This is a genomic window from Bacillus sp. FSL K6-2944, assembly GCF_038005385.1.
GTDB lineage: Bacteria > Bacillota > Bacilli > Bacillales > Bacillaceae_G > Bacillus_A > Bacillus_A cereus.
The window spans coordinates 903421-920538 of record NZ_JBBOTE010000001.1 but is presented as its reverse complement, the minus strand read 5'-3'; the positions used below and the strand labels follow the sequence as shown (position 1 = coordinate 920538).

The following is a 17118-nucleotide window of genomic DNA, read 5'->3' as shown; positions in this document are numbered from 1 at the left end:
TCCAAGTATTTTTATTTATAGGGCTCTTATTAAGAAGAAAATCTAAGCCTGTAATAGGGCTTAAATATTAATATACGAGGGAGGTGTAACCATGGAAAGTTGCGTTGTGTTTGTAAATGGCCAACCTTTTTTTAGTTCTTACAGTAGCTGGTATCGAGATTGCTAGATTAGAGATTTCTCTTCAAGTAGCATTAGCTCTAAGAGTGCTTGGAATACCGATTTGTGATTAATTAGCATATCAAAAGAAAAAGAGGGATTCAGCCCTCTTTTTTTATTTTTCTTACCTTTCATTTGCACCAATTTGATTAATTATTGACCCATTACGTTTAGGGCATTTACAACCATCACGTATTGTATGGGAGCCTCTTCAAATCCACAACTTCTATTCAAGCACCATTTCTATAATGGTATTTTCAAAGTACAATCTCCTCCAAAATAAAAAGAACCTGAATGGATGCTCTGATATCAATTATTTATTTGTATTTTAATTACGGTAAATGAAGTTTTAGCCTTCTTCCAATCACCTAATGTTGCTGCACCAACCTTTTTATGCATTATTAAGTAACTGGAAGAAGAGCAAAAGCTCTCCTTAATAACGGTATCATTCAACCACTACCATCTGCTGGTTTCGGATTTTATGTGCCGTCATTACGAACCGTTTAGAATTTTAAAAACAACATAATGAGTTGTGTTTCCCGCCACTTCCCACAATACAAATATAACACGTTAATTCCAAAATAACCGGCACATTTCCTGCCAAAAAGCGGTCACGACTCTGCCAACTTTTTCATAGTTCAAATTTTTCCACTGCATCTGTTAATTCCACTGATACACCGAAAATACTTTTTTTCATTTCTGTCATTTTCTTTTTTATAATCCACTGTGGATAATTCAATTCTTCTAGAATATTTCTAAAATAAGTTGGATTTAGCTTTAACACATCAGGATTTCTTCCAGTATTCCTTTTGTATCTAATTATTACTTCTAATAGTTCTTCATTTAACGTGAATCACAATTACCTCCCCCTTACATTTTATATTTATGTATATACACCATTCAATTCCTTGATACTACCACTTACCCATATCTTATATTTTGTGTAACTAAGTCAATTGCTATAGCCCTTGATATTCATAGCTTCATAGCCCTTCCACTTTTGAGTTACACAATACAATAATAATGAGTAATTATAAATTAATATCCCTTTCATTCCTCTTGTCTACTACTTTAAATCTCATTAGCAACTAAAAAAGAACACCTTAAATGGGTGTCCTTTTTATAAATACAAACCTTCATAAGAATCATAAACAAACAATAGACAATGATAGTAATTATACTCTCAAAATTTTTCTGTATGGAAATATAATCCTCTTATATTATCCTATAAGAGATCACCTTTTTATTCCTTGTTTTAACTAACGCATAAATATATTAGTAAAAATTAATCTACAAATAAACAATACAGCCTTTTTCTTCTAACTCCCCTAGCCAGCCAGGTATTCTTAACTCATGATTCCATCTTAAATCTAAACGCTCTAATCCTTCTATTTCCAATAATGAATCCGGTAATTTTCTCAGTTTATTACTTCTTAAATCTAATTCCAATAAATTTGCTAGTTCTCCTATTCCATTTGGCAACGTAGTCAATTGATTATTCCTCAAGTTCAAACGTCGTAATTTCTTACATTTGTTGAGTTCATTAGGAACTTGTTTTAAATTATTATCTTCCAAATCCAAAACTCTTAATAATGCTAACTCTCCAAACACTTCAGGTAGAGCACTAAATTGATTATTTTTCAGGTGAAGTTCTCTAATATTAGTTAACATGCTAAAGCTCTCAGGTATCTTTTGAAGTTGGTTATTCATTATTCGTAACTCTATCAGGTTAGTTAATCCACCAATTTCTTTTGGTAATTCCGTCAATTTATTATCACTCAGATTTAAATATTTTAATTTTTTAAGAGTCTTAATTTCTGATGGAACTGTTTCAAGTTTATTATTGTGAAGATATAAATAATCTTCTAGATTTACAAGGTGTTCTATTTCTGATGGAATAGTTTCAATCTGATTATGTCCTAAGTCCACCATTCTAAGTTCTTTTAAATTTTTTATACTACCAGGAATTTCCCTAATCCCATTAGCAGAAATATTTAACACCTCTAGACTCTTCATTTCATAGATCTCTGTTGGGATTTTCGTGAAATTATTATCGAATAGATTTATATTTGTAATTTCATTTAGAGATATGTCTAGGCAAGGTAATGCAGTTAATTCAGCATGTGGTAAGTTGATTTTCATTTTATTCTCCTCCTATTTATACGACGAACTATCAGGCTAGCCTTAATTAGGTCATTATTAAATATATCTTACCTACATCAAAAACACATTAATTTAATCTTATTTTTTAGAAAGAACCTCTTCAATATAGCAAATTTCACAATGATAGATATTACATTTTTTGAAATCTCAACACCACTCACTTACTATTTAAATATTCATGCACATGTATCTTTTAGAAGATACATGTGCATGAATATAAACAATAATTAGATTTTAAACCTAGTCATTGCTTTATCCATTGCATCTTGATTTACGCCAATATATCTTAAAGTTACTCGTTCACTTGAATGATTGAATATCTCCATTAACAAAGCTATATTCTTAGTCTGCATGTACATATGATATCCGAATGTCTTACGTAGTGTATGTGTTCCAATCTCATCTAAACCAAACTCAGCTGCTGTACTGCTAAGTATTTTATACGCCATACTTCTTCCTATTGGTCGATTCTTTCCTTGCCTGCTCTTAATTAGATACTCATGGTCTTTCATATTTTCAATGTACCACTTTAATTCTCTTCTTAATGCTGCAGTAATCTGAATACGTTTCTGCTTACCTGTCTTCATTTCACGCATAGAAATGTGGCTTCCCTTTAAATCTCCAATCTTCAGTTTCAAAATATCACTAATACGTAAACCAGTATTGATTCCTATTACAAACAAAATATAATTACGTTGGCTCTTTCCCCTCAAATACTCTTTAATTTGTTGGATTTGCTCCGGATCACGTATCGGTTGAACAAAATTCATTATTCATTACCTCCAGTTTCTTCTGTCTCGTAAATTTCTAATCCAAGCGCAAAAGCAAGCTTATAAAACGCTTTAGACTTCCAACGTCGATAAGTACGCTCTGACATCCCTATTTCGTTATAAACCATGTAATCACATACGTCCTCTTCTTCTAAATAACGTTTATAAATAATATCTCTTTGAATGCTTCCTGCACGTCCATTCCCTAATCGATTTAGAAACTGATCAATACGTACAGACATTCTTTCAAGCCACTCTTCTCGTTTGCTTTGTTGAATATTTGCTATAGCAACATCTTCTAATGGTTTCCCAACTGTATGTGTAGGACCATGCTCACGCACTTCATAAGAAGGAGTGACTTTCATTTCTTTACGCATCATCCCAAATTGTCTATGTATACGTACGCTTTCCAACACACATTCTAATTCCTCTTGTGTCGCTGTTCTATCAATTTTTGGTAAGAAAGATAATTGTTTAGTCATGTAAGACCACTCCTTTTTATTTTTAGATTACTTTTGTCTTATTGCTCCACGTCTTCGTTTATAACAAGGTCTATGCATGCCCATTAAATCTTCAATATCACGAGTGCTAAATTTCTCTTTTCGTTTTTTCTTCTTTGCTTTATTTAATTGCTTTTTCTATTCACGCAATTGATCTCTTAACCCCCTTCATTTCCCCATCTCCCTTTTTAAAATAAAGAGGACACCTATTCCTAAAACAGCTTTAATTACTGCTTTAATGAATTGGTGTCCTCTAGTTTTCTAGCCGGACTATATTCTGTTTGCTTTACTTTAAAAGGATTATTTCATTAGGTTTTCTATGAATTATTTTCCTCTATCTCTTGGCTTTCTTCTTTTATTTGACCGATTAATGAAACTACTGAACCGACCGCTTGGACCCAACTCCCCGTAATCACTATAAGCTGTCCATCCTCATCATCGTCTTCTGAAATTCCCTCCACTTTATCTCGACTAGCTTTCAATTCATCAATTCCACCTATTGCCTGTAATGAATTACCAGTCGCTTGTAGCACATTCCCGATAATGTTATACGATTCATCTATATTGGAACTATCCTCTATTTCCCCACCTATTGATGTAACACCACCTAATGCTTGTATCCAATTTCCTGCAATCACTAATTTTTTTTGTGTTTCATCTTCAAATTCTATAATGAGTCCCGTTAGAACCGTTACATTACCAATTGATTGGATTTCGTTCCCAATCAATTCAAGGGATATTTCTCCTTGTCCATCAGCTTCCAGACCATTCCCCGTTGCCTGTAATACATTCCCCCATACGTTCAAGTCTTTTCTTAATTCGCTGTTCAATCTTTTTAAAGGTGTACTCCCAATCGCCGCAATAATTGTCCCTATTGCAACAAACCAAGCGCCAACTATCTCCTTAATCGGATTATCCATTCTCAATCTACCCCGTCATTAATTTAGTACTTACAGGATATGAATTGGCACATCTTCATGTTAATGTTCTACTCCTCTCCCTCCTGAATAAAACTCAATATTTTGTCGATACTATACATATATCTAGAATTACATCCCTGATTGGAGCAGTTAGCTTTCACTAGCTGCTCTTTGTATTTTAAATTTTATTGTCACTCCTACTACTTAATTTTCATATGTTATTGTGTAGCCGCATCTTTTCAGTTGTGAGCTCATTCATTTTATTTCTTAAAAACCTTCATGAAGTATCATGTACTAAACACTCTGAGGAAGAGCGCTGTTCGAAGGCGCTCTTTTTTCATCCTAATAATCTTCACAATTCTGTACATACTACTGATAAGCTGCTTTCTTAACAGTGTTTGCAGCCTGAAGCCTTTTTTGTTAATGGAGCAGTTAGCGTTTGCTGGCTGCTCTTTTTCGTACAGGTACCCATTTACTCTAAAATGAATAAACTATCTTGAACCTTATTTTTCACTCATTTACTGGTTCATGACTTACAAACATAACCCCAATACATGGAATGTTTTTTAAGCGAGCACTCTGGAACAAGCGCTCGTTTTACTTTGGCGTTTTTTTACAAAACAGAATTTTTGTTTAGTTGTATAAACCTCTACCTAGCCACATAAAATACCCAAAAATCAGGAGTTAAGTAATGAAAACATCACTCAAAATTCTTAAATATTTTTCATTTATACTTTTAGTTATATTCTCACTTTTTTTGGGGTACGTATGGTATTTTTAATCTCCAACCAAATAGCGTTTTTGTTCAAAATAATGACCTTATCCATTTGGACACATTTACCAGTATTTTTACCAATAAATTCATGATATGGTTATTTAGTCGAGTACGTCATTACTTGACAATTACCCTTAGGAACCCCGTAGACAAACGGGGTTTCTTTTATTTAAAGAACGATTTTTCATCATTCTTCTCATTAAAAATTTAACTGTTCTCTTTTTGTACAAACTCCTCTTAATTCAAGAGTGCATATATTATTCTGAGAGGGCAGTTCACCTTCATAAATATATAACGCTCCGAGAAAGAGCACTGTTCGAAGGTGCTCTTTTTTGTATTCACTTTTCATAAAACAAAATAAATCCTTCACCTTTTAACCGGACAAGTATATGTTATTGTATGGAGACACTCCATACGTTCAAACCTTTTAGGCTAGGAGCATACTTATATGTGTGCTCTTTTTATTTACTTTCAAATAAAGATTTTGTTAAAATCCCACTTGCCTCTTTTCTTTAATGACATGCTCCCTAACTCCAAGTAAGGCATACAATATAAAAAATTACTCGTGAAAATCTGATTACGATTTTTTGAATTTTTTATATTTCATGAGACATTCACCCGATTTACTAAGAGTACATATAAAAATGCACTCTTTTTATTTGTTGTTAAATAAGGATTTTATTAAAATAGAGTCATCTATCCGCTCTTATTCTACTCTTCCAATTCTTTTATTCTTTTCTCAAGCCTTTGTATTTCTTGGTGTAAGAGATGGATCGTCTCCCTATTGTTATTTCGTAAATTAAGGCACCTTCTATAAACCATGTTGTTGTAATGGTCAAAATCAATCTCATCTTCAAAAATTAATTCATCACATATCGGACATTCCCCTAAGATACAACCAGATGCCATATTCATTCTTCCTTTCTATTTTTTAAATGAGTCTATTAATCCGCACACCGTATCAAATATTGTTAAAGTTACCCAAGCTACTGCAAGTCCTATAGCGATAAGTAGCATCTCCCAAAAGTAGTGATACCACTTTGTGTAGCTTTTCATCTTCCACCATTCATGAAGTGGGTCAAATCCACCGATCATTCAGCTTCCTCCCAAATAACGGTTTTATAATTCATCAACATCTTCATGCTCGCGTAATACATCTGTAAACATTACTAAATCTCTTGCTTCCCTCCTTAAAAACGTTATATACTACATTTGAAATAAGTAAATTTACTTATTATCTTTTCTCATTTCCCATGTGACAAAACCTTTTATTGAGCGCTAGGATTAATCCTAGCCTTTTTTACATAAGATAAAGATTTCATTCAGAATTTGCACATACGCTAAAAATATTCATATGATGTATTGTGGTGACATTTTCACCTCTAAATATGATATGAGTCTTGGTTAAAGAGCGCTTTCTCAGGTGCTCTTTTTCCGCTTAAATAAGAATTTTGTTTAATTTCCATTAACCTTTTTGATTCCTTTGAATACATTATTATTGCAAGGGGTTCCATAGAGTACTCTTGTCCAGTCACCTTGAATTTCTTGCAGACCTTGTGTGAAGAATCCGTTTATAACAAACGGGTTCTTTTATTTTTGGTTATAAACGGATTATTTTATTTAACTTTTATTATTAAAAAATGTAACCAAACTTTATATTTATGAAGTATATTTATATTTTAAATCTATGTACAGCACCTGAAACTTTATTTTGTAAAGGTCCAGGAACAAAATCTTACTCTTAAACATTGCTACATTGGTATTTAACTCTTAATACCCTGGGGAAATGTAAATAGATTCAAAGGATCATACTTTTTATTTATCTTCCTTAAACGTCCAGCATTCCTGCCATAGTAAGCAGACATATAGTCCTTTAATTCACTATAAGGAAAATTTATAAAGGAGCCTTGAGTTATAGTTTTTATATAGTTAAATCTTTGTTCCACCCATTGAACATTATCTTTTTTAAAGATAGGATTTTCCCATATAGATTGGATTCCCAAAATATAGTGAGCGTCCCTATAAAAAAAAGCTGTATCCTCCTTATTTATACTACTTACTTTACCACCAAGGGCATATAGACTTATTGCTGCAAAGATACTACCACCTGCTCTTTCTTGAATAAGACTAATTATATTTTTAATCTCCTGTCTATCATAATATCTATAAACAAATCTTCCGGTAGATTTAAATTGCTCCGATCTAGGATAAGATGCCTCGATTTTTTCTACAGCATCTAAAAAAGAGATATACTCCAAATTAATTGTACCTCCATCTATACAAACTAATGGTTGTAAAATATCCCTCGCTTCTTCGGGTGTTCCATAAAACAAACCTCTTCCATATATGGCTAAACCCTCACTAACAGAGTTATACAAGCTTACCCCTAATGTAATTCTATGGTCTAGATTTACTAACCATTTTTGCCATTTTTCTAGGAACAGTTGTTGTATTTCTGATGATGCAGTAGGCCAATATATTTCAACGAAAGTAACTTTATCAACTTTTAGAGGAAGTTTAAAAGTCATTGAAACAATGACCCCAAAATTCCCACCACCTCCACCTCTGCAAGCCCAAAATAAATCACTATTACATTGTTCATTTGCTACAATTAAATTACCTCTATAATCAATTAACTCAATTTCTAGTAAACTGTCACAACCTAGTCCGAATTTTCTGCAAGAATATCCCCAACCACCTCCTAATGTGTATCCAGATACTCCAACAGTAGGACATGTCCCTCCTGGAAATGGATAGCCCTTGGATGAAATAAAATTATAAACTTGTTCATTTTTTACACCTCCTTGCATTTTTAATTTTTGTCCTTTTGGAATAAATTCTAGACAATTCATTTTACTTATATCAATAACAAGTACGTTATTACCAACAGAATATCCCTCATAATGATGCCCACCTGTACGTATGCGGATATTCACTTTATATTTACGGGCCCACATAATTGCGTTGCTGATATCAAAATTTGTATAACAGTAAACAATAACCAGTGGGAATTTTTGTATAGAACGGTTCCATTCTTGCCTTGCCTGTTCGTACTCACAATGAAATTTTGTAATAACTTTTCCAGTTAGACCTTGAAGATTCAAATTATGCATGTTAAGCCTCCTGCATTAATAAATGAAACATAAGCTTTATAAACATTGTATGTAATTACAACTTGTACGTGCTTTGAATAGATAAAGATAAAATCCCCCTAACCAGAACAAGCACTTTTATCGCTAACAACAAATACAATAGCTCTATTTTTCTTTTTACAAAATGGAAGTTTTATATTAATCTTCGTCTAACGGCGTAACAGTTAAATAATTACGAGCTTTCTTTCTGCTGGCCACTCTCTTTCTATAAGCTGGTGTTTTATAAAAGAGTATGGTCCTAGGAAGTACGCCAAAATGTTGAGCGCACTCCTGTACAGTTCCAATACATATTAGCGATTCACCTTTATAAATGGCGTACTCCTTTAACTCCATTACCTAACTCCCCCTTTACTCTAAAATGAAGTTTTTATTCAAAATTACTAACTACCTCTATAATTTCCGTATAATTGAAATAAAACAGATCTTCTTCTTGCTTATAACCATCACTTGTTTTTGTAAATGTCGTTTTTGTAAATGTTCTTTTAAAACCTTCAGGGTAATAAACGCTTATATAATCCCAAGATTTCATAGAAGCTGGATTAATAACCCTGCGTCCAATTATCATGCACGTCTCTGGTTCTTCTCCGTATTCTCCCTCAACCTTTACTACAGTTCCGATTGGCAAGAATACTTCTTCCACGACTCATTCCCCTTTTCTAATAAAATAGCGTTTTTATAAAAAACTTTTCACCTTTTCATCAGACAAGCATATATTATTGTGTAGGGCACTCCAGTCCATACGTTCAAACCTTTTAGTCTAGAAGCACACTTATATGTGTGCTCTTTTTTATTTACTTTCAAATAACAATTTTGTTCACTTTTTCGTCACATATATAACGATCTCAATATGTTAGAATATAAAAGTCCTTTTTTTAGTATTATTCTCAAAAAAGTCCTAGTCCCCTAGGACCTTTTTTATTTTAAATAAAGATTTTGTATCACTTTTCTTATTAAATTTAACTGCTCCCTTTTGTACAAACACTCATTAATTCAAAAGTGCATATATTATTCTGAGAGGGCAGTTCACCTTCATAAATATATAACGCTCCGAGAAAGAGCACTGTTCGAAGGTGCTCTTTTTGTATTCAATTTTCATAAAACAAAATAAATCGTTCACCTTTTAACTGGACAAGCATATGTTATTGTATGGAGGCATCCTCTCATAGGAATCTACCTTTCTTGTCCAAGTGCACATACATTGTGCACTTTTTTTATGACTGAATAAGGATTTTGTTTAATTACTATTAACATTTTAGATTTCCTTGAATACATTAATATCAAAAGAAATTCTATATGGTGCTCTGGTCCAGTTACCTTGAATTTCTTGCACACCTTAAGGGAAGAATTCGTTTATAACAAACGGGTTCTTTTGTTTTGGGTTATAAAATAACTAATTTATTTGGTTTTAATCTTCGTAATTATGTTTTTCTCGTGCCATTCTTTTTAGTCGTTGAAGTCTTAATTCATCATTAACAAAATCCTCGTCCTTCAACTCTTTTATGACTTCAAAATGCTCATCAAAATAGTAGTTATTTTCATAACCTATAAAATGCATTACTTCCACTTCATTAGCTGTAAAGCAATCGCCCTTTTTCTCATCAAAGCACATGTCGTACTCTTTCCCTTTGATAAAACAATGATTTGGAGTTCCATTGCTATTTCTTCCTGTAATTACAATGTCCTCAATACACTTTACTAATAAAAATTTCACATTACTTATTCCCTCCTAAATAAAACTAAGTATTCCGTTCATACTATAATTACACTTAATTTTTGAGATTTTTTCTTAACGCTTCCTTAAGAGAGCAGTTAGCTTTTGCTAGCTGTTCTTTTTTTGCAAAATAACGCTTTTATTAGATATTCTTTTTAGCATCAGTTGGACATGCTTTATTAATCTTTTATTTTCATATTCCATCCCTCTTTGGCATTTATTAATAAAGGGTTAATATACTGGAGGTAAAATATGTCAAAAGAAAATATATTTAATTCCCATGAAATTCTACATAAATCCATCTTCGATTGGACCTACACTACCACCTACTCCAACATTTACAATACCTACTGGACCTACCGGTGACACAGGACCTATTGAAATTCAATCATCATTTAGAGCTACTACAGCATTTGGTACTAATCAGCCTGAAGTTACTCCAGTCATACTTACATTTGATGTCGTAGAATTTGATTTAAATGGTGAATATGATGGAATATCAACCTTCACACCTAAACAAGATGGAGTATATCTCATTATTGGCTCTGTAACTTTTTCACTAGGTTTTGTATCAATCTATACAACTACAGTAAATATACTTGTAAATGGTAATATAGCTACTACTCTACCTTTTATGAATGGGAGTACGAGTGTTTTGAACTTTACAATTATTTCTTCCATTCTTCAATTACAAGCAGGCGATGCTGTAACCATTCAGGCTGTTACCAGTATAACTGGTGTATATGTTCCGAACACTGGCACTCATTTTGAAGCGGCTAGATTCCCATCCCCGTGAAACAATTATTTCACTCACATACTTCATAGTTGTAGAAAGATAAATATACAATAGCGCATACTCTCTTATAAAAAGAGTCTTAGCCCGAAGAGCACTTATATGGTGCTCTTTTTAATATCCTTTTAAATATTAAGTAACACCTTAATTTACTGATATCTTTCCTCATTCCTTAACAAAATTCAAATTTGATTAAAGTAACTGTGTTTTTCGTTCTTCCATACGAATTACTTTTCCACTTTGATATACAAATGATTGTTCACCAAATCCACCTTGGGGTGGTTCTATTAGTTGGACCTGACCATTTTTAACAACATATATTCCGTTTATTTTCAAATCTATTTCAACTGTCATTTCTACAAGATTTTCTTTAATAATTCCCACTAAGACCACTCCCATATGTTATGATTATTTTGTCGAAGCAAGTCGGGAGTAATCTCGACTTTTTTATTTTGTTATAGATATTCCACAACATTATCAGGAATAAATGATTGTTCTAATGATAAATAAAGTCGTATCGAAATCGGTTCTTTATTATCTCTCGCGGACTTGCAAAGCTCCTCCGCTTCTTCCCAATCGAACTGCTTATCTTCCACTCGCTTAAATCTCCAAATTCCAATTGTATATTCCTCAAATAATTCATACTGATCATTTGGCGCTGTTGTTGGTTTTAATTCATCAGTAGCTCTTACTTGCTTTGGTACTTGAACAACTACATCCGTAAAACGAACTTTAGAATTTAATCGATGAATATGTGCTTTCTCAGCATCGAATGCTACTACAGGCTCAACATCAAATATTGTTAACTGTTTTGGCATTACAATCCTCCTAAGCCTCTTTTTTATATTTAGATAACACTTGTTCTAAACGTTTACGTTCACCCTCTAAATCCATTTCATCGTGCTTTACAGGCTGAGATTGCACTTCTGTATCTTGAGTATGTAACCAATCAGGAACAATTTCTTTTCGAGCATTACTTCTCCCACCACGAGACTGGTATTTCTTACGGAATTGAGTTTGTGCAGCTTCAACGTCAGTAATACTCTTATATCCTTTAGCATGCCAATCTCTTAAAATACCTTGTACATAAGACATATTAGGTGCATTCTTTTCTAGAGCTATTTTCATTGCTTTAATAACAAGCTGTGCATTCAAATCTTCAATCCACGCATTAATCCCTTCAGCCACAAATGGTTTAAGAACTCCAAAGTTTTGCTCATAAAATGCTATTGGATTTTCTTCTACAACTTTTTTATCTCTTGAGCAGCTTGCTGCTTCTTCTTTTGTTTTTGTTTCTTCTTTTTCTTTTGTTTCTGTTTTTGTTTCTTCTTTTTCCTTCATAGGTTCTTCGAAGCCCCTTATAAGCCACTCAAAACGAGCTTGGAAGTATTCCTTAATACGAGGGATTTTAAAATCTTGCTGCTGTTCTAAATCTAAACATGTCTCATAAAAATCAATTAAAAAATCTTCACACTTAATATTCTGGATTTCTTTTAACACACACTTTTCAATATTCATATTTGTAATAGCATTGAATTTAAGCCAATTAATCAACATAATTTCTTTCGTCTTTTTGTTGTAATGAATTTTCCCGTAATCAGCAAACCGCTCTAGCAGCTTCTCAACCGTTTCACGGTTATATCCTGTATCCATTTCTATCACTCGTAATGGAAGCTCATAGATACCACTTTGAGAAGTTTTACTATTAGTCATTAAGTATAAGTAGAAGTATTTCTCCTCCGGTGTAAGATCTAAAACGAATGCATCTTGCCAATATGAAACTTGAACAGGTCTATAAACTGCCATATTATTCATCCTCCATTGTTTTACTTGATTTGCTTTGATATACTTAATCCAATTCTATTTTTAGAAAGACTCTCTATAAGAGTCTAAAATCTATCACTCTGCAAAGTGATAGATTTTTTATTTTTTACGACTAACTAATGATGCGTTAATCCCCTGTCCTTGAAGACTTTTAACAATTACACGATAACTCTTAGATATATCGTGCTCCTCCTTTGTATCACGAAGAATCTTAAATTCTTTTGCGCATCTATTTAATTCCTTCTCCCAATGATTTGCTTCATCTAATGAACCAGCATTGAACATGTTATGAATACATGTCACCATACAGTTATGTAATTCATTTGCAAAAGCAAAATCACCTGGTAGAACTAAGTCGAACAGACGATTACATTCTACTTTCATAATTTGCTCCCCATTTTTAATAATTTGATACTGTACGCATCGTTATGACCAGAATGTAATGTATATTAAGCGGTTAGAGTTAACAAATCTTTCTGGTCATAACGACAAGTACAATGGCTTGTCGAATTAAATTGTTATATGCTATAATTCATCTATTGTAATGATTGGCTATCGCAGGCTACGCGGTGGCCTTTCCTTTTTTCTTTTTGTTTTTCAAAACAAATGCTGCTTCTATAATTCGAATTCTTATCTCCATTAATTTCTTCTCTTGTTTTAAATCCCTAGCTTTCATATAGTCCCCACAAACTGCTGCAATTCGAATATCGCCATATAAATTTGCTTCCTTACGAATTAGAGCTTTATATTGACTTAAAGTTGGACTTGCATAATCAATCGTCATAACTTAAACCTCCCCAATAAAATAATTAAATTAAGCTTTTATATACTTCCTAGCTCGTAATGATACTTTCCAGTACTTAAAGACTTCTTTCATTGAAATACCATATTGATCACATAGGATCGCTACGAGGCTCATCATTGAACCTGTAGCATCCAAGATCTCATGCATTACCTTTTTCAAATCCTCTTTCTCACTTTCGGACCAAGTTTGTGAAGGTTTAAACCAACATACTGTATCGAGTTGTTCCAAAGCTTCATTTGTCTCTTGATAAACCATGTATCTCATACTTGTAGGATGAAGATCTATTTGCTCTCCATTAAAGAATGGGATACTTACATATCCTGCTGCTTCACTCCACATTTTAAAAAACAACTGTGGATCATCAATTCCTTCAGTAATGCATTTTCGTAAATCTTCTGGTAACCGTCGTTGTTCAGTTTCATATTTTGCTAGTGACTCACGACTCACGGGGATTTCTAAGGAGAGTTGTTCTTGGGTGATTCCCTTTCGTTTTCGTGCCATAGCAACTTCTTTTCCTATGGACATCGTTACTTCCCCCATTCGTACCTAAAGCAATATTTATTTGTGACAACTTACTATGCTAATTTATTATTAGACGGATTCTTTAAATGGATTGTAATACTCAGTATTGTTTTCTACCCATTCAGTGTGATTCTCCATCCACTTAAAAAGAAGGTGTGTAGGAATAAGAACCCCGGCTTCACGACATACTGGAAAATCAGAACGGTTTAATAGCTCAGATGCTTTAGTGCGTTTAATATGTAATAGTTCCATTAGTTCTGTAATAGTTAAAAATGGTGGTAGTTCTTTCATTGGTTGAAGATGCTCAGTTGCTCTTCGTACTTCTTCTCGGATGATTTGACGAAATGATTCAATATCAAATTTAATCATCGTATACACCTCTTTCTGCTTACAGTATCTTTTCGTAAATTATGGTTTACAAAAACATCTAAAATATATTTTCTACATTAGTCCCTAAAACTTTAGCAATCTTTATTGCTAATTTTACATTGGGCTGCTTTTTATTATTTTCTATTTCAGAAATATACGTACGAGATAAACCAACATAGCTCGCTAACCGTTCTTGAGATAGTAATTTCTCCTTTCTGAATAAAGCTAATTTATTCATACAATTTCTCCTTTCGTTGTATTCATATGAATACAAAACATATTGTAAACTATGATTTACTAAATTGTCAACAATGGTTTACTTATCTTTTTATCTATTTTTGTTTCTTTTTGTAAATTATTGTTTACAATTATATTAGGAGGATGAAGTATGAAAAAAACTCTTGGTGAAATCATTAAAAATTATCGTTTAACACATAAACTCTCCTTGCGAGATTTTGCTCAAAAATGTGATGTCAGTCATGCATACATAGACAAGCTTGAAAAAGGTATTGATCCCAGAAATGGCAAACCTGTAGAACCGACACTATTAGTAATAGAAAAAATATCAAAAGCTATGGATAAAAAAACAGAAAATCTTTTAGAAGAAATAGGCTTTATTGAAGGGGAAAGAAGTGACGCAAAAAAAGATATAATTAATGACCCAGAACTTGGACTTTGGTTTAAAGATATTAAAGAAGCTTCTCCTGAGAAACGTGAAGAGTTAAAACGGTTTTGGGAGTTTATAATGCAGAATGAAAAGACTAAACAAAATAAAGATAAATAAAGTCAAGAACTAATCCTCAACCCTATTTATCTTTATTTTAATATTTTCCCTTTATAAAAAAGACCCTTTTGAGGAATTCAAAAAATATTTTAATTATTATATGTATAAATTCTCTTTTACTAACTTTACATATACCATTAGCCTATTTTTTCATTAACATAATCATAGGTAAATCATATAGCACAAGAATTTTTTCCTGTGCTATTATTAATTTGTTGTTTCTCAATTAAAATTAAATCTACTCAAACAAATTAGATAAAGTTTCATCGATTATCCCATCTATTCCCTCATCATCTGTTACAAACCATCCCTTTACTTCATCTAATTCTACATTAGAATTTTCAATTACAAAAGATATGAATGGTTTTAGTGTAGTAAACATACTAATTATCTCTTTAGATCCTATTCTATAATGCTCTGATCCATTTAGAAAACTTCTACCACCAAGATTAATCAACATGCCACCTCCAACATATGAGCCGTACAGTTTTTCTTCCAAATAATATGGTACCAATACCCCTTGTAAAATTTCATTCATATTTATAATAAAATTCGAAAATTTGATTCCTTGAAATTTACAGTTTTGAATCATAGATGTCTCGATCTTGGAATTACGAATGTATGTATTTTCAAAATTCCCATACCTTAAATTACAATCTTCAAAATCTACATATTTAAAGGTTGAATTCTCAAAGTTCGCGTTATTTAAATGACAATTTTCAAAAACAATATTATTAAATTTACTATAAGAAAAATCTATATTTCCTAGCCGTAACCCCGATAGCAAATAGGTTCTGGATCTCTCACGCCCTAAGTTATAATCATTATCTATAGATTCCATATTTATCCCCTGAAAACAATCCTGACTCCATTCAGGGGCCGCACTACCAGCAAAATGATTCCAGTTTTTAAACATTTTAAACAAAACTGAATAATCCTCCATCTTAGATAAGAAAAATTGTTTATTGTTTATATCATTGTACAATGTATTCCCTGTAATAAGCCCTAGCCATCGATCTATATCAGGAACATTTTGATCTATTGGTAACGGCACCTTTAATAATTCATTATCAAATAGAGCTGTATGTTGCGAAATCGGTTTAATTAGAAAGTAATTCGAACTTGATTGAATTATAGATAATGATAATTCAACTATTTTATTCAATACTTTCTCATCTATTGGCCATTCATTTAAAAGTATGTCTGGTATTTTAGTAGTATTAGAATCAAATGTGACTTCATCAAACCATTTATACTTTAGTTTATGTGTAAATAGGTCTTTACCATATTCCGGAATGCATAGTGATGCTAACATTGGGAAAAGCAATCTTCGTCTTTTCATTACCTCTTCCACTGAACTATCAGAAACACTTTCTTTTAATAGATTTAATAATCCTTTAAAAAATTCTATAGTTTGTGCAGTAGGATTTCCTATATTCAATCTAATCCTAGCCTCCTCAACACTTGTATTGTCATTAAGAGCATAATTTATGAATACTTTTAAATAGTATTCAGCAAGAAGCATTTCCGCGAAAGATTGATGCTGGAAATAAAAATGATTTCCATCTTGTCCGAAATAACACTGTGATAAAAATCTTATCTCCTCTACTTCTTTATATTGTTCTTTTTTTGCATTATCGTTCTTATCTATTACAGCACCTTCTAACGTATTACTTATATTTTCTTTAGTTAATAAGCTTCTACTTTTGCCGATATGATTTTCAAATATCCATAAAGCTGCCGTAGAATGCAAAATATTTCTAAACCTAAATTCATCTAATAAATTAATCACCTTAACTGACTCCATGTACTTTGCTTCTTTAGTAAGTAGATTAATAAAAGATAAATATATTCCAATTTTATTGGTACCAGAA

General features: G+C 32.3%; 21 protein-coding genes and 1 pseudogene. 3 read left to right on the top strand and 19 right to left on the bottom strand.

The window, feature by feature from the left end:
- Positions 1 to 91: 91 nt before the first annotated feature.
- A pseudogene (locus tag MHH55_RS04820) lies at positions 92 to 230 on the top strand (DUF3956 domain-containing protein).
- A gap of 557 nt (positions 231 to 787) precedes the next feature.
- Here MHH55_RS04820 and MHH55_RS04815 read toward each other — a convergent pair.
- The 10 genes from MHH55_RS04815 to MHH55_RS04770 all read right to left on the bottom strand — a co-directional run bounded on the left by MHH55_RS04815 (position 788) and on the right by MHH55_RS04770 (position 10147).
- A complete protein-coding gene (locus tag MHH55_RS04815) occupies positions 788 to 979 on the bottom strand; it encodes a hypothetical protein (RefSeq protein ID WP_078188218.1) in 192 nt (63 codons plus the stop codon).
- Positions 980 to 1446: 467 nt separating this feature from the next.
- Complete coding sequence (locus MHH55_RS04810) at positions 1447 to 2298, bottom strand: leucine-rich repeat domain-containing protein (protein WP_078187385.1); 852 nt, start codon at positions 2296 to 2298, stop codon at positions 1447 to 1449.
- 248 nt (positions 2299 to 2546) lie between these two features.
- Positions 2547 to 3089 carry a site-specific integrase gene (locus MHH55_RS04805; protein WP_078187386.1) on the bottom strand — a complete coding sequence of 181 codons (543 nt, stop codon included), beginning with the start codon at positions 3087 to 3089 and terminating at the stop codon, positions 2547 to 2549.
- Positions 3089 to 3571, bottom strand: a complete 483-nt coding sequence (locus MHH55_RS04800; RefSeq protein ID WP_078187387.1) for an ArpU family phage packaging/lysis transcriptional regulator — start codon at positions 3569 to 3571, stop codon at positions 3089 to 3091. The genes MHH55_RS04805 and MHH55_RS04800 overlap by 1 nt, the downstream gene beginning before the upstream one ends.
- Before the next feature lie 335 nt (positions 3572 to 3906).
- The gene (locus MHH55_RS04795; protein ID WP_078187388.1) at positions 3907 to 4509 is read right to left on the bottom strand and encodes a DUF6944 family repetitive protein; all 603 of its coding nucleotides are present in this window, start codon (positions 4507 to 4509) and stop codon (positions 3907 to 3909) included.
- Positions 4510 to 6208: 1699 nt separating this feature from the next.
- Positions 6209 to 6379: a hypothetical protein gene (locus MHH55_RS04790; protein ID WP_163262847.1), complete on the bottom strand. Its 171-nt coding sequence runs from the start codon at positions 6377 to 6379 to the stop codon at positions 6209 to 6211.
- Positions 6380 to 7047: 668 nt separating this feature from the next.
- On the bottom strand, positions 7048 to 8397 hold the full coding sequence (locus MHH55_RS04785) for an FAD-binding oxidoreductase (protein ID WP_078187390.1): 1350 nt from the start codon (positions 8395 to 8397) through the stop codon (positions 7048 to 7050).
- A gap of 177 nt (positions 8398 to 8574) precedes the next feature.
- A complete protein-coding gene (locus MHH55_RS04780) occupies positions 8575 to 8769 on the bottom strand; it encodes a hypothetical protein (RefSeq protein WP_078187391.1) in 195 nt (64 codons plus the stop codon).
- Positions 8770 to 8803: 34 nt separating this feature from the next.
- A complete protein-coding gene (locus MHH55_RS04775) occupies positions 8804 to 9076 on the bottom strand; it encodes a DUF4176 domain-containing protein (protein WP_254849768.1) in 273 nt (90 codons plus the stop codon).
- 765 nt (positions 9077 to 9841) lie between these two features.
- Positions 9842 to 10147 (bottom strand): hypothetical protein, encoded by a 306-nt coding sequence (locus MHH55_RS04770; RefSeq protein ID WP_078187392.1) that lies wholly within the window; start codon positions 10145 to 10147, stop codon positions 9842 to 9844.
- A gap of 280 nt (positions 10148 to 10427) precedes the next feature.
- On the opposite strand from MHH55_RS04770, the gene MHH55_RS04765 reads away from it, so the two are divergent.
- Positions 10428 to 10943: an exosporium leader peptide-containing protein gene (locus MHH55_RS04765; RefSeq protein WP_078187393.1), complete on the top strand. Its 516-nt coding sequence runs from the start codon at positions 10428 to 10430 to the stop codon at positions 10941 to 10943.
- A 189-nt stretch (positions 10944 to 11132) separates the two neighbouring features.
- Here MHH55_RS04765 and MHH55_RS04760 read toward each other — a convergent pair whose 3' ends face one another.
- The 8 genes from MHH55_RS04760 to MHH55_RS04725 all read right to left on the bottom strand — a co-directional run bounded on the left by MHH55_RS04760 (position 11133) and on the right by MHH55_RS04725 (position 14698).
- Positions 11133 to 11324, bottom strand: a complete 192-nt coding sequence (locus MHH55_RS04760; RefSeq protein WP_070168741.1) for a DUF3954 domain-containing protein — start codon at positions 11322 to 11324, stop codon at positions 11133 to 11135.
- Between the two features lie 71 nt (positions 11325 to 11395).
- Positions 11396 to 11758: a hypothetical protein gene (locus MHH55_RS04755; protein ID WP_016513932.1), complete on the bottom strand. Its 363-nt coding sequence runs from the start codon at positions 11756 to 11758 to the stop codon at positions 11396 to 11398.
- A gap of 10 nt (positions 11759 to 11768) precedes the next feature.
- The gene (locus MHH55_RS04750; RefSeq protein WP_078187394.1) at positions 11769 to 12746 is read right to left on the bottom strand and encodes a DnaD domain-containing protein; all 978 of its coding nucleotides are present in this window, start codon (positions 12744 to 12746) and stop codon (positions 11769 to 11771) included.
- 117 nt (positions 12747 to 12863) lie between these two features.
- Positions 12864 to 13148, bottom strand: a complete 285-nt coding sequence (locus tag MHH55_RS04745; RefSeq protein WP_078187395.1) for a hypothetical protein — start codon at positions 13146 to 13148, stop codon at positions 12864 to 12866.
- Between the two features lie 178 nt (positions 13149 to 13326).
- Complete coding sequence (locus MHH55_RS04740) at positions 13327 to 13548, bottom strand: RNA polymerase subunit sigma (RefSeq protein WP_078187396.1); 222 nt, start codon at positions 13546 to 13548, stop codon at positions 13327 to 13329.
- Between the two features lie 30 nt (positions 13549 to 13578).
- A complete protein-coding gene (locus tag MHH55_RS04735; protein WP_078187397.1) occupies positions 13579 to 14094 on the bottom strand; it encodes a helix-turn-helix domain-containing protein in 516 nt (171 codons plus the stop codon).
- Between the two features lie 66 nt (positions 14095 to 14160).
- Entirely contained in the window at positions 14161 to 14460 is a 300-nt protein-coding gene (locus MHH55_RS04730) for a helix-turn-helix domain-containing protein (protein WP_078187398.1), read from the bottom strand.
- Between the two features lie 58 nt (positions 14461 to 14518).
- Complete coding sequence (locus MHH55_RS04725) at positions 14519 to 14698, bottom strand: helix-turn-helix transcriptional regulator (RefSeq protein ID WP_078187399.1); 180 nt, start codon at positions 14696 to 14698, stop codon at positions 14519 to 14521.
- 150 nt (positions 14699 to 14848) lie between these two features.
- On the opposite strand from MHH55_RS04725, the gene MHH55_RS04720 reads away from it, so the two are divergent.
- Positions 14849 to 15244 carry a helix-turn-helix domain-containing protein gene (locus MHH55_RS04720; RefSeq protein ID WP_078187400.1) on the top strand — a complete coding sequence of 132 codons (396 nt, stop codon included), beginning with the start codon at positions 14849 to 14851 and terminating at the stop codon, positions 15242 to 15244.
- 238 nt (positions 15245 to 15482) lie between these two features.
- Here MHH55_RS04720 and MHH55_RS04715 read toward each other — a convergent pair whose 3' ends face one another.
- Complete coding sequence (locus MHH55_RS04715; protein WP_340880409.1) at positions 15483 to 17036, bottom strand: pentapeptide repeat-containing protein; 1554 nt, start codon at positions 17034 to 17036, stop codon at positions 15483 to 15485.
- Between the last annotated feature and the right edge of the window lie 82 nt (positions 17037 to 17118).

What these genes read in the sequence shown, in the direction of transcription:
- MHH55_RS04730 (WP_078187398.1), bottom strand. Translation starts at nt 14,460, where the DNA reads ATGATTAAATTTGATATTGAATCATTTCGTCAAATCATCCGAGAAGAA.
- MHH55_RS04745 (WP_078187395.1), bottom strand. Translation starts at nt 13,148, where the DNA reads ATGAAAGTAGAATGTAATCGTCTGTTCGACTTAGTTCTACCAGGTGAT.
- MHH55_RS04780 (WP_078187391.1), bottom strand. Translation starts at nt 8,769, where the DNA reads ATGGAGTTAAAGGAGTACGCCATTTATAAAGGTGAATCGCTAATATGT.
- MHH55_RS04725 (WP_078187399.1), bottom strand. Translation starts at nt 14,698, where the DNA reads ATGAATAAATTAGCTTTATTCAGAAAGGAGAAATTACTATCTCAAGAA.
- MHH55_RS04750 (WP_078187394.1), bottom strand. Translation starts at nt 12,746, where the DNA reads ATGGCAGTTTATAGACCTGTTCAAGTTTCATATTGGCAAGATGCATTC.
- MHH55_RS04720 (WP_078187400.1), top strand. Translation starts at nt 14,849, where the DNA reads ATGAAAAAAACTCTTGGTGAAATCATTAAAAATTATCGTTTAACACAT.
- MHH55_RS04740 (WP_078187396.1), bottom strand. Translation starts at nt 13,548, where the DNA reads ATGACGATTGATTATGCAAGTCCAACTTTAAGTCAATATAAAGCTCTA.
- MHH55_RS04810 (WP_078187385.1), bottom strand. Translation starts at nt 2,298, where the DNA reads ATGAAAATCAACTTACCACATGCTGAATTAACTGCATTACCTTGCCTA.
- MHH55_RS04785 (WP_078187390.1), bottom strand. Translation starts at nt 8,397, where the DNA reads ATGCATAATTTGAATCTTCAAGGTCTAACTGGAAAAGTTATTACAAAA.
- MHH55_RS04795 (WP_078187388.1), bottom strand. Translation starts at nt 4,509, where the DNA reads ATGGATAATCCGATTAAGGAGATAGTTGGCGCTTGGTTTGTTGCAATA.
- MHH55_RS04800 (WP_078187387.1), bottom strand. Translation starts at nt 3,571, where the DNA reads ATGACTAAACAATTATCTTTCTTACCAAAAATTGATAGAACAGCGACA.
- MHH55_RS04805 (WP_078187386.1), bottom strand. Translation starts at nt 3,089, where the DNA reads ATGAATTTTGTTCAACCGATACGTGATCCGGAGCAAATCCAACAAATT.
- MHH55_RS04765 (WP_078187393.1), top strand. Translation starts at nt 10,428, where the DNA reads ATGAAATTCTACATAAATCCATCTTCGATTGGACCTACACTACCACCT.
- MHH55_RS04790 (WP_163262847.1), bottom strand. Translation starts at nt 6,379, where the DNA reads ATGATCGGTGGATTTGACCCACTTCATGAATGGTGGAAGATGAAAAGC.
- MHH55_RS04735 (WP_078187397.1), bottom strand. Translation starts at nt 14,094, where the DNA reads ATGTCCATAGGAAAAGAAGTTGCTATGGCACGAAAACGAAAGGGAATC.
- MHH55_RS04755 (WP_016513932.1), bottom strand. Translation starts at nt 11,758, where the DNA reads ATGCCAAAACAGTTAACAATATTTGATGTTGAGCCTGTAGTAGCATTC.